Raw genomic sequence first — 11,845 nt, forward strand, 5'->3', positions numbered from 1 at the left:
CCGCCCAAAATCCTCAAGGCGACCAAACTGCAAGTACAAACCGCTAACCAACTCAGAGGGTTAACGGCGTAAGGTGGCACCCCAGTAGGCATTTTTTGCGGGCGGTTGTCACAACCTCGGTCAGACTCGGGACCCCCGAACCGGCACCGGCTTCATCGACCTGCGCGTCATCCACTGCGACCCCTCCCAGCGATCCCGCAGCTCACCGAGCCGAGAGTTCCCGCTTCGAAGAAACGTGGCTGCCTGGGAGCCCCGCTACTCCATCCACCCCAGCACGTCCCGCGCGACGCACCACCGCGGGCCGGTCTCGCGGGCGCCGCGGCCGAGGATCCACTTGTCGTACAGCCGGGCGATGGTCTGGTCGGCCTGCTTCAAGCGGATCCAGGCGGCCAGCAGCTCGCTCCACTCCGGGTCGCCACGCGGCAGCGCGAACGCCACCTGCCCGCGGACCTGCGGCGCGGGGATCGCCACGTCGTACTGCGGGTACAGGATCGTGTGGGCGTAGCCCCCCTCGGCGCTCATGATCAGCCCGTCGTACGGTTCGGCCGTGGCGTCGTCGGACGGCTCGAAGAACTCGAGCGGCGACTCGACCACCGTGAGCTGCGCGTCGGGCAGGCGGCGGCGGATCGTCTCGGCGACACGCCTCCCCAGGATCGCCAGGCGGAGGTCCCGCGCGGCGGCCACGTCGTCCCAGCTCTCGAACTCCGCGCGGCGGTGGTCCTTGACCACGACCGACGCGGTCACCGTCATGTACGGCAGCGAGAACGCGCCATTGGCGAGCCGCTTGGCGTTGAGCAGCAGGCCGCCGATGGCGATGTCGATCTCGCCGCGGGAGAGCTGCTCGCCGCGGGTCTCGTAGGTCCACGGCACGAACTCGAGCCCGACGCCCAGCTCGTCGGCCAGCGTGTGCATCAGCGCCACGTCGAGCCCCACCAGTTCGCCCTCGTGGTTGAAGAACGAGAACGGCGTCATCTTCGGGTGGTAGCCGACCCGGATCACGCCGTCGGCCAGGATCCGCTCGAGCCGCGGGCCGGGCGTGGCGGGTGATTCTGCCTCGGCTGCGGGCGGATCGGTGACGACCGTCGCCGCCACGTCCGACGCGACCCGCATCTGCGTGAGGGTCTGCTGCGCGATGTCGTTCTCGCCGATCAGCCGTGCGAAGCCGATCCGGGCGGCCGGCAACGACGCCGCCAGCAGCACCACCACAACGACGGCGGTCGTGGCCGCCTTGCGGACGCTGACCGTCAGCGTGCCGGTCGCCGCGCAGGTGGCGATCAGGGTGAACGAGAACAGGTTCATCACCGCCAGCAGCGTCGCGAACCAGCCGTTCACTACGCCGGTCACCACGTACAGCTGGTACATGTCCGACGGGATCCGCATCTGGTCCAGCAGGAACGGCAGCGCCAGGTCGACCCCGCCGAACAGCGACAGCACGCCCATCACCGAGAACATCGGGTAGTCTGTGAGCGCGACGTCGTTGCCGGTGTACCAGCCGGCGAACAGCACGAACGCCAGCGTCAGGAGCTTGCCGAGGTTCGGGAAGTTGAACGAGATCGGGATCAGCACCTCGATGAAGTTGTCGGTGTCGGCGGTTCGCATGCCGCGGTCCTGGAACAGCAGCTTCCCCTGCTCGACCAACAGCGGCAGCACGACAAACAGGTTGCCGGTCGCGAAGCCGGTGATCAGCGCCGCGCGCGACGCCCGCAGCACCTCGGTGTAGCGGAACGGCGTCACCACCGCCACGATGCCCGGCATCACCACGAAGGTCAGCACCAGGGTCATCAGCACGAAGCTGCCGATGAACACCTGCAGCCGGCCAAACTCCTCGATGGTCATCGTGCCGGCGGCGTTGGCGGCGATCGCGAACAGGCCGAACGGCGCCAGCCGGATCACCATCACCGCCACCCGCGTCAGCGCGGCAGAGGTCACCTCGAGCATGTCCAGGAGGCCCCGCTTGCGTTCGGGCGAGACCGAGATCAGCCCAATGCCGGTCGCCACGCTGAACACCGCCACCGCCGGCACCACGGTCTGGGCCATCGAGCGGAACGGGTTCACCGGGATGTACGGCCCGACGAAGTCGAACGGCTTAACCTCGGTCAGGCTCGGCGAGAAGAAGGCGCCCGCCTCGATCGAGGGGAACGCCAGCGGCGTGAGGAACACGAACCCGAGCGCCAGCCCCCACGACGCCAGCAGCACCACTCCTGCGGTCACCGCCAGCCGTTTCGCCTTCTGGGCGTCGAGCGCGCCGATCCCGCCGATCAGCGAAGCCACCATGTACGGCAGGATCGCCATCTGCAACAGGCCGATGTACGTCTTGCCGACAATCCCCGGCCAGGCGACCGCCTCACCGAACAGCAGGCCGCACAGCACGCCGGCTGCGAGGCCGACCACGATCCGCGCAGAGAGATTCAGGCGGACAATCTTCTTGAGTTGGGGCTTCTTGAGTCGGGGCATGTCGCGTGGGGTCGTTCATGTCGCGCCTGTCGAAGTCCGTACGCCGCTGCCGCGGGTGAGTCTGCATGGTCCAACCGCCGCGCATTCTTGCGGATCTGGCCCGGCTTGTCAGCACTGGTTTGCTGCAAGCAGCCGAGCTGGGCCGCCCCCGACCAGTTTGCGCGCTACGCACGCAGCGGTTTCGAGAGAGAATCGCCATTCGGCCCGCTGATAGTATCCCTGGTTCTCCGAACCAGGAATTAGCTGCTCGCAAGATAGCGCAGAACTCGGTGTCCCGTGCGACAAGAGGCAATCGAGCCGCAAGCGTTCATCAACGCCGCAAAACCTCTTGGGCTGCGCCCACCGACAATCGTTCGAATGAGTCGACACGCGGCCGGGCCGTGGTGCGAACGACTGTCGGTGCTACCCGCTGATAGTATCGCTGGTTCTCCGAACCAGGAATTCCCGGTTCGGAGAACCGGGGGTACATTGGTGTTTCTTCAGTAGCTTCGATGCAGTAGTCGAAAAAGCAGGAGACGCGATGGGTAGCCTAGAAGACCTCGTGGCGAGAATATCTGGACCGGTGCCGGAGGGGTACTTGCAGTACTTGCGATTTAATTCGGCCGACGCAGTTTCGGAGCAAGGTTTTGATCCAACTACCCTGCTAGTGCTGAATCTCGAACTCACCGATCTCGAGGATACGGAAGAGCACCGCAAGCGATTCTTCTTGACGGGCGACGGGTGTGGCAATTACTTGTTCGTTGTTGGCGATGACCCGGCCGAAGTTGTGCACCTCTGGGATCACGATCCACTCGGCATTGTCAGCACGGACGAGTCGCTGTCGGATTTCTTGCCGACCGCGGAGCAGCAGTGCCGGATTGACTGGCCGCCCAACGAAGGCGATCTCTACATCTGCCGCACTTCACGTTACGGAGAGTCAATTCTCGACCCGATTCCGATCGAGGAGTGGATTGCTGCGGTTGACGCCACCGAGGGCATCCGCCACCAGGGTTATAGTGAGGGGAAGAACCCGTTCACTGGCGTCGTTGTTCGATTTGATGAACAGGGGTTCTCATTGATCGGTGAGGGCGGTGCAAGAAACAGTGCGCGCTGGTATCACGGGAGAGTAATGCTCAGAGACACTCCCGGCAATCGACAGCTTGCTGAGTCGTTGGCGGTCAAGCTCGCAGCACGCGTTATTGGCGCCGACTGACTTTCCCGGCCCCGTAGCAGAGCGTTGAAGGTGAATTACTCAATCTGCTTCCTGAACCGCCCAATGCTCACCGAGAGCACCACCACGCAGCAGAGCACCAACCCCGTCACCGAGGGGATCAGGTCCAGCAGGCCCGCGCCGCGGAGGATCACGCCGCGGAGGATCTCAATAAAGTACGTCACCGGGATCAGGAACGACAGGCCGTAGATCGGCAGCGGCATCTCGCTGCGCGGGAACACGAAGCCCGACAAGAGCACCGAGGGCAGCATCACCACGAAGGCGAACTGCACCGCCTCGACCTGGGTGCGGGCGATGGTCGACACCAAGAGCCCCAGCCCGAGCGAGGTGACCATGAACAGCATCGCCAACGCCACCAGCAGCACCGCGTCGCCCCGGATAGGGACACCGAACACGTAGATCATCACCACCAGGACCAAGAGGGTCTCGAACAACCCGACCACGGCGTACGGCGTCAGCTTGCCGAGCAGCAGGCCGGCCCGGCTGACCGGCGTGACGAACAGCTGCTCGAGGGTGCCGAGCTCGCGCTCGCGGACCACGGCGAACGAGGTGAGGAACAGCGTCACCAACTGCAGGATGATCCCTACCAGGCCGGGCACAAAGAAGTACGCGCTCTCGAGATCAGGGTTGTAGAGCAGCCGGGTGCGGACGTCGATCGGCAGGGCGCCCTGCCCTGTCGGGTCGCGCGACGGCGCGACGCCGAGCGCCTCGCCGCGGCCGCGGGCCAGGTTGATCGACATGTCGAGGCCCAGGAGCTGCGCGGTCGACCTCGCGGTGGTGGCGATCTGCGAGTCGCTGCCGTCGATCAGCACCTGCACGGCGGCCTGCTCGCCGCGGATCAGCCGGTCGCTGTAGTCGGGCGGGATGATCAAGCCCGCCTGCGCGACGCCGGCCCGCAGCGCCTGGTAGAACTCGTCGTCACCCGTCACCTTGCGGACCAGGCGGAACCGACGCGTGTTGACCATCCGCGCGACCAGCTCGCGCGACGCCGCCCGGCCGTCGAGGTCGTGCACGACCAGCGGGATGTTCTCGATCTGCGTGTTGATGGCGTAGCCGAAGATGATGGTCTGCATCACCGGCACCACCAGCATGAAGAAGATGGTCGACGGCTGGCGGCGGATGTGGGCGAACTCCTTGACCAGCACCGCCCACAGCCCGTGCAGCGGCGACGCGACCCGCTTGCTGACCCCCTCGCCGTTGGTCGGCGTCGGCGGGGGTGGCGTTGGCTCTAGTGATTCTTCTTCCGCGGGCGACGGCGCCTCGGTGAGTTGGTCGGGCAGCGAGTCGTTGTCGGCCCGCTGCGTCAGCGTGACGAACACGTCCTCGAGGCTGGGCGCAATCTCGCGGACCTCGACCTTGGACGGGTCCACGCCGAGCGGCTCGAGCAGCTCCTCGGGCCCGCGGTCCTGATCGACCAAGAGGTGGATCGCCTCGCCAAAGATCGTGGCGTCGCGGACCCCCTCCTGCTCGCGGAGCCGCGACATCAGCCGCGCCGGGTGCTCCGCCCGCAGCTCGTAGCGTCGCGCGTCGTCGGGCGTGACCTCGGGCAGCTGCTTCAGCTCGTCGGGCTTGCCGAGCACCAGCAGCCGCGACAGGTAGATGTAGCCGACCGAGGTGCACCGCTCGGCCTCGTCCATGTAGTGGGTGGTGACGAACAGTGTGACCCCCTGGGCCGACAGTTCGTACAGCAGGTCCCACAGCTGGCGCCGCGCGACCGGGTCGATGCCGGCGGTCGGCTCGTCGAGGAATAGCAGCTCCGGCTCGTGCACCAGCGCGCACGCCAGCGCCAGCCGCTGCTTCCACCCGCCCGACAGCGTGCCGGCGAGCTGGTCGACGCGGTCGCCGATGCCGGTCAGCTCGAGCAGCTCGGTCAGCCGCTCGCGGATCCGCTCGGGCGTCAGGCCGTAGACGCGGCCGTAGAACTCGATGTTCTCCCGCACGGTGAGGTCGGCGTACAGGCTGAACGCCTGCGACATGTAGCCGACGCGGCGCTTGATCTGCTCGGCCTCCAAGCCGACATCGCGGCCCAGCACGGCGGCCGTCCCCTCGCTGGCGGGCAGGATGCCCAGCAGCATGCGGATGATTGTGCTCTTGCCGCTGCCGTTGGGGCCGAGCAGCCCAAAGATGGCCGACCGGCGCACCTGGAAGCTGACGTCCCGCACGGCGACCAAATCGCCAAACCGCCGACCGAGCCCCTGGGCGTCGATCACGAGTGGCTGGTTGTCGGCGGGGTCGGGCATGGACTACAGGTCAGCGTCGTTTGACGGAGGAGGAGCTGCGCTCCGCTAGTTTCTTTACCCCCTCTCCTAACCTCTCCCCCTTCTGGGGAGAGGGACTCACTCCTCGTTGTTCTTGTCGAGCCACACGTCGGCGGTTACGCCGGGGCGTAGCCGCTTGTGGTCGCCGGGCAGCAGCGCCTTGATGCGGTACACCAGCTTTGCGCGGTCCTCGGGCGTCTGCACGTTGCCGGGCGTGAACTCGGCCTGCCGCGCGACGAAGATCAGCTCGGCGTCGAAGCTGTCGTCGGGCAGGCTGTCGACCGTCACCCGCAAATGCTGGCCGACCGCCAGGTCCATCCGCCGCTGCGGCACGTACGCGCGGACCCAGTACTTGCTGGTGTCGAGCACCGACATGAACGGCGCCCCGGGCGAGGTCAGGTCGCCCGGCTCGAGGTCGAGCGCCTCGACCACGCCGTCGACGGGGGAGAACACCTTCAGTTCTTCGAGCCGCCGGTCGATCGCCTCGAGCGACGCCTGCGCCGCGTCGCGGGCCGCCTTGGCCTGGGCGATCTCCTCGTCGCGGAAGCCCTGCTGCGCGAGGGCGAGCGCCTCGTTGGCCTCGGTGAGTTGGGCCTCGGCTTCTTGGATCTCTTCTTCACGGGTGCCGATCTCTAGCAGCTCGAGCTCCTGCTGCCGCACGCGGGCCTGGTTGTTGGCGGCGGTCTGCTGCTCGACCGCGGTGTCGAGCTCCTCCTGGGTCGCCGCGCCGCGTTCGGCGATTGCCTCGATGCGTTTGAGGTTGCGGTCGGTGAGTCGCAGCTCGGCCTCGGCCTGCGCGAGCCGCGCCCGGGCGGCGCCGATCTCCTGCGGCCGGGGCCCGGTGCGGAGCTTCTTGAGGTAGGCGGACAGGCGGTCGACCCGCGCGGCGGCCTGGGCGACTTCTTCGGGCCGCAGCCCGGCGGTCAGCTTGTCGAACTCGGCCTGGCGGGCGGCCAGGTCCGCGGCCGCGGCGGCGCGTTGTTCCTTGAGGTCGTACGGCTCGAGCCGCACCAGCAGCTGGCCCTTGGTGACGCGGTCGCCCTCTTCAACCAGCACCTCGGCGACCCGCCCACCTACCCGTGACCCGAGCCGCACGTCCTCGGCCTCAACAAACCCAGAGACGTGGTCCGGTTCGCTGGTCAACTGGCTGTAGGCAATCAGCCCGCCGAGCGCGGCGACAACAAGCACAGCAGCCAGCAGCCGCGGGGCCATGGCGGGGTCTCGGGTAAGAGAGGAAGTTGGAGATCACGAGCCGCCATTGGGCGATTCGCCGGTGTGCGCATGGTACCAGCGGTCCCCCGGGCCGACAACGCGGCGTTTTGTCCGCCGCCGCACCGCGAGCTTACGTCGCCCACGACACCAGCAGTCCGACGTAGACGAGGTAGCCGGCCAGCAGCAGCGCTCCTTCCCACCGATCGATTGTCCCGCGCGTCCAGGCCAACGGCAGACAGACAACCGCGGCGACCACCATCACGGGGAAGTCAAACCGCAGCACGGCCGAGGCCGCCGGCACGCCTTCGGGAGCCGACAGGCCCGCGGCGCCGAGCACGCACAGCAGGTTGAACAGGTTGCTTCCCACGATGTTGCCGACCGCGATGTCTCGCTCGCCGCGGAGGCTCGCGACGACCGAGGTGACCACTTCGGGGAGCGAGGTGCCAGCCGCCACGATTGTCAACCCGATCACGACCTCGTCGACCCCTGCGGCGGTCGCCATCTGCACCGCGGCGTCTACCAGCAAGCGGGCGCCGACCACCAACGCCGCCAGGCCAACCGCCACCGCGCCGCCGGCGGCGAGCAGCGAGCCGCGAGCGCCGGCCGCGGCCGGCTCGTCCCCATCGCCCGGGGCGGCGCTCGACCGGAACAACCAGACCGAGTACCCCAAGAACACGACGATCAAACCGGCCGCGTCGGCTCGGCCGATGACGCCGTCGGCGGCGAGCAGCCACGCCAGCAGCGACACGCCGATCATCACCGGGATGTCGCGCCGCACCAACAGGGAGTGGACCCTCAGCGGTGTGATCAGTGCGGCCAGCCCGAGGATCGCGAGCACGTTGAACGTGTTGCTGCCGATCACGTTGCCGAGCGACACGTCGGTCTGCCCCGCGAGCGACGCCTTCAAACTGACCGCCAGCTCGGGGGCGCTGGTGCCGAACGCGACCACCGTGAGGCCGATCGCGAGCGAAGACATCCCGATGGCTGCGGCCAGTCGGCTGGCGCCGCGGACCAACGCCTCGGCGCCAAAGACCAACAACCCAAGGCCCAGCAGAAAACCAAGGATCGGCGTCATTGAAGTCGTGTCTCGGAGGGAAGGGGGAGCCGCTCGATTAGAGTCGCCCGCGTCGGCTTCCGCTATCCAGGGCCCCGGTGGACGCCGCAACTTCCACGACTCCGATCGACTGCGACGAGTCGGCGGTGGGATCGCCTCGACCCGCCCAGCATGGGCGCAGTGACAGCCTTGGCGGTTGCCCTCGGACGCCATTATTCGGCTACAATACCCGCGTCCTGCAGCAACAAGACTCAACGACCCACTCACACATGAAGCCACACGTCATCGCACTAGGATTGGGGATCCTCTTGGCCACACAGACCAGTCTCGCGGTGGACCGGCCGGGCGGTCGCGCGTTTGTGACCCGTTCGCCGGCGGTCGGCGCGCACGGCATGGCGGCGACCAGCCAGCCGCTGGCGAGCCTGGCTGCCATCGACATCCTGCGGGCCGGCGGCAACGCGGTCGACGCGGCGATCGCGGCCAACGCCGTGCAGTGCGTCACCGAACCGACCTCGTGCGGACTGGGGGGCGACCTCTTCGCCATCGTATGGGACAGCAAAACCCAAAAACTGCACGGCCTCAACGCCAGCGGCCGCAGCCCGCAGGCGCTGTCGATCGAGGAGTTCCAGCGGCTCGGGCACGAGACGATCCCGCCGCACGGCGTGTTGCCGATCACCGTGCCCGGCTGCGTCGACGGCTGGTTCACGCTGCACAAGCGGTTCGGCAAGCTGCCGATCGAGCAGGTGCTCGCCCCCGCGATCAACCACGCCCGCGATGGGTACGCTGTCACGGAGGTGACCGCCAGGCACTGGGCCGCCGGGGTTCGCGTGTTCCGCGACCAGCCGGGGTGGGCCGACGTGTTCCTCATTGATGGCCAGCCGCCTCAGCACGGGCAGCAGTTCCGCAACCCGGCGCTCGCGTCGACGCTCGAGAAGATCGCCGCGGGCGGGGCCGACGCGTTCTACCGCGGCGAGATCGCCCGGGTGATCGACCAGTTCATGCGCGAGCACGGCGGCTACCTCCGCTACGAAGACCTCGCCAGCCACCACAGCGACTGGGTCGAACCGGTCAGCGTGGCGTACCGCGGCTACGAGGTGTGGGAGCTGCCGCCCAACGGCCAGGGCATTGCCGCCCTGCAGATGCTGCAGGTGCTCAAGCAATTCGACCTGGCCAAGGCGGGCTTCGGCAGCCCCGACCACCTGCACCTATTCCTGGAGGCCAAGAAGCTCGCCTTCGAGGACCGCGCCCGGTTCTACGCCGACCCCGACTTCAACCCGGCGCCGGTCGAGGGGCTGATCTCCGACGAGTACGGCGCCCGCCGCGCTAAGCTGATCGACCCGCACCACGCCGCTACCGAGCTCGCAGCGGGCGACCCGCTCCTCCGCGACGGCGACACGATCTACCTCACCACCGCCGACAAAGACCACAACATGGTCTCGCTGATCCAGAGCAACTACCGCGGCTTCGGCGCCGGCCCCTGCCCGCCCGGGCTGGGGTTCTGCCTGCAGGACCGCGGCGAGCTGTTCAACCTCGAGCCGGGCCACGCCAACAGCTTCGCCCCCGGCAAGCGGCCGTTCCACACCATCATCCCGGCCTTTCTCACCAAGGAGGGCCGGCCGGTGATGAGCTTCGGCGTCATGGGGGGCGACATGCAGCCCCAGGGGCACGTGCAGATTATCGTCAACCTGCTCGACTTCCAGATGGGCCTGCAGGAAGCGGGCGACGCCCCCCGCGTGCGGCACGACGGCTCGTCCACGCCGACCGGCCTGCCCGCCGACAAGAAAGGCGGCCAGGCCTACGTCGAGAGCGGCGTCAGCGCCGAAACGATTGGCGAGCTCGAGCGCCGTGGTCACCGCGTGAAGCACGGCGGCGACTTCGGCGGCTACCAGGCGATCTGGTACGACGCCGACCGCGGCGTGTACTACGGCGCGACCGAGTCCCGCAAGGACGGCATCGCGATTGGGTACTAGAACCCGCCGGCACGTCATCCCAGCAATTGCCTGCGCCCATTCCGTCGGGTAGCAGCGACTTTCGCCCGCGATGGAGCCGGCCCACTATCAGACCTCAATCGGGCGAACGTCGGCAGCGCTTGCGACAAGAGGTGATCGGGACGCAAGCGAGAGCTACTGGTTTGGCGCTCGAGAATTGGTTCTGCCGTGGGTGCCACTGGCTCTGCCCAGTAGCGTCCGGTAAATCCTTCACACGATTTTAACTTGCGCTATTGCGGCTGTGTGTGGTAGAGGTGGCGTATGTCGTCGCCCGAACCCGCCGAGTGGCCCGAGCCCTTAATTGGGGGCAAGTATATCCGCTTGCTGCAGAAGCACCTCGATGGGCTGCGTGGCGATGACGCCCACGGCAACCGCCGGCTGTTCCTGGACGACGTGTTCGTGGTCTACCTGCTGGCGTTCTTCAATCCGGCCATCCGCTCGCTGCGGACGATCGAGGACCTCAGCCAGACGCGTCAGGCGCAGAAGCACCTCACGGTCGCCAAGATCTGCAAGAGCACGCTCTCGGACTTCAACTCGCTCTCCGACCCCGAGCGGCTCACTCCGATCGTCGAGGCGCTCGCGGGGCAGCTCGCCCGCAAGCAGGCGAGGCAGCCTACCGGCGATGCGGGGGACCTGCACCAGCTACTGCAGAAGACGGTCGCGGTCGACGGCACGTTCTTGCCCGCCGTGGCGGGCGTTGCGTGGGCCATCGCCGAGCGGAACAACCACGGGGCGACCCGCCATCGCGCGCGGGTTGACGCGCACGTGAACGCCGCCACTTGGCTGCCGGAGGTCCTCGTCGTTCCCGATCCGGGCCAGAGCGAGGCCGACTCGGCCGTCACGCACGTGCAGCCGAATCGCATCCACGTCTACGACCGCGGCTACATGAGCTTCGCGTTGCTCCGCGCGCACTGCGAGACGCCTGGGGCGGACTTCGTCGTGCGGTTCAAGCCGGCAGGGTCCAATAGCTCGGCCCTGGAGGTGGAGCTCGAGAAGGAGCTTCGCGAAGAAGACCTCGCCGCGGGCGTGGTAAGCGACCGGGTAGGCCGGTTCGCGACCGACTCCGCCGGACGCGCCGGGATCGCCGACGCGTTGTTCCGCGAGGTGGTCGTGTCGCTCAACTCCGACGGCGAGACCAAGACCCTCCGCCTGATCACGGACCTCCTGGACGTGCCGGCGGCAACCGTCGCGACGCTCTACCGGTGGCGTTGGCGGGTCGAGCTCTTCTTCCGCTGGCTGAAGACGCTCGCCAACTTCGACCACCTGATCAGCCACACACGCGAGGGCGTGCAGACGCACCTCTACGTGACCGTGATCGCGGCGATGCTGATGTACCTGCACACCGGCTACCGGCCGAGCAAGTACCTGTTCGTTCTGCTGAGCCAAGTAGCCGCCGGAGGGGCGACGCTCGACGAGGTGCTTCCCATCCTCCGCGAGCGAGAACGCCGCTGCGAGCTCGACCGCCAAAGCCGTGCCCGCAGAGCTGCCAAAAAGAAATCTGAGAACGCCTGAGGCGTGACGCGCCCGTCACGATCCGAGCGCCGCCGCATGCGCGCTTTCAATCACGATAAAACCGCCGAACTCGCGGCCGAGACCCTCACAAGGGGACTCTCACGCACATTCCGACTGCACGACCTTCTAAGTACACTTATCCCGGACGCTACTGGGC

7 protein-coding genes are annotated in these 11,845 nt (G+C 67.5%); 3 read left to right on the forward strand and 4 right to left on the reverse strand.

The window, feature by feature from the left end:
• Nucleotides 1-255 precede the first annotated feature (255 nt).
• Nucleotides 256-2,454 (reverse strand): cation:dicarboxylate symporter family transporter, encoded by a 2,199-nt coding sequence (locus Pla123a_RS24285; RefSeq protein ID WP_146591939.1) that lies wholly within the window; start codon nt 2,452-2,454, stop codon nt 256-258.
• A 520-nt stretch (nt 2,455-2,974) separates the two neighbouring features.
• Here Pla123a_RS24285 and Pla123a_RS24290 point away from each other — a divergent pair.
• Nucleotides 2,975-3,646 carry a hypothetical protein gene (locus Pla123a_RS24290; RefSeq protein ID WP_146591941.1) on the forward strand — a complete coding sequence of 224 codons (672 nt, stop codon included), beginning with the start codon at nt 2,975-2,977 and terminating at the stop codon, nt 3,644-3,646.
• Nucleotides 3,647-3,681: 35 nt separating this feature from the next.
• Here Pla123a_RS24290 and Pla123a_RS24295 read toward each other — a convergent pair whose 3' ends face one another.
• The 3 genes from Pla123a_RS24295 to Pla123a_RS24305 all read right to left on the reverse strand — a co-directional run bounded on the left by Pla123a_RS24295 (nt 3,682) and on the right by Pla123a_RS24305 (nt 8,209).
• On the reverse strand, nt 3,682-5,904 hold the full coding sequence (locus tag Pla123a_RS24295; RefSeq protein ID WP_146591943.1) for an ABC transporter permease: 2,223 nt from the start codon (nt 5,902-5,904) through the stop codon (nt 3,682-3,684).
• Nucleotides 5,905-6,000: 96 nt separating this feature from the next.
• A complete protein-coding gene (locus Pla123a_RS24300; RefSeq protein ID WP_146591945.1) occupies nt 6,001-7,134 on the reverse strand; it encodes an HlyD family secretion protein in 1,134 nt (377 codons plus the stop codon).
• Nucleotides 7,135-7,264: 130 nt separating this feature from the next.
• Entirely contained in the window at nt 7,265-8,209 is a 945-nt protein-coding gene (locus Pla123a_RS24305) for a calcium/sodium antiporter (RefSeq protein WP_146591947.1), read from the reverse strand.
• Between the two features lie 248 nt (nt 8,210-8,457).
• Here Pla123a_RS24305 and ggt point away from each other — a divergent pair, with 248 nt between their 5' ends.
• Together ggt and Pla123a_RS24315 are read left to right on the forward strand one after the other, a co-directional pair.
• The gene (ggt, locus tag Pla123a_RS24310) at nt 8,458-10,158 is read left to right on the forward strand and encodes a gamma-glutamyltransferase (RefSeq protein ID WP_146591949.1); all 1,701 of its coding nucleotides are present in this window, start codon (nt 8,458-8,460) and stop codon (nt 10,156-10,158) included.
• A 279-nt stretch (nt 10,159-10,437) separates the two neighbouring features.
• The gene (locus Pla123a_RS24315; RefSeq protein WP_146591951.1) at nt 10,438-11,688 is read left to right on the forward strand and encodes an IS4 family transposase; all 1,251 of its coding nucleotides are present in this window, start codon (nt 10,438-10,440) and stop codon (nt 11,686-11,688) included.
• Nucleotides 11,689-11,845 lie beyond the last annotated feature (157 nt).

This window comes from Posidoniimonas polymericola, assembly GCF_007859935.1.
Classification (GTDB): domain Bacteria; phylum Planctomycetota; class Planctomycetia; order Pirellulales; family Lacipirellulaceae; genus Posidoniimonas; species Posidoniimonas polymericola.

Excerpts from the sequence above, each read along its gene's own strand:
- Pla123a_RS24315 (WP_146591951.1), top strand. The coding sequence starts at position 10,438 with ATGTCGTCGCCCGAACCCGCCGAGTGGCCCGAGCCCTTAATTGGGGGC.
- Pla123a_RS24290 (WP_146591941.1), top strand. The coding sequence starts at position 2,975 with ATGGGTAGCCTAGAAGACCTCGTGGCGAGAATATCTGGACCGGTGCCG.
- Pla123a_RS24300 (WP_146591945.1), bottom strand. The coding sequence starts at position 7,134 with ATGGCCCCGCGGCTGCTGGCTGCTGTGCTTGTTGTCGCCGCGCTCGGC.
- Pla123a_RS24305 (WP_146591947.1), bottom strand. The coding sequence starts at position 8,209 with ATGACGCCGATCCTTGGTTTTCTGCTGGGCCTTGGGTTGTTGGTCTTT.
- ggt (WP_146591949.1), top strand. The coding sequence starts at position 8,458 with ATGAAGCCACACGTCATCGCACTAGGATTGGGGATCCTCTTGGCCACA.
- Pla123a_RS24285 (WP_146591939.1), bottom strand. The coding sequence starts at position 2,454 with ATGCCCCGACTCAAGAAGCCCCAACTCAAGAAGATTGTCCGCCTGAAT.
- Pla123a_RS24295 (WP_146591943.1), bottom strand. The coding sequence starts at position 5,904 with ATGCCCGACCCCGCCGACAACCAGCCACTCGTGATCGACGCCCAGGGG.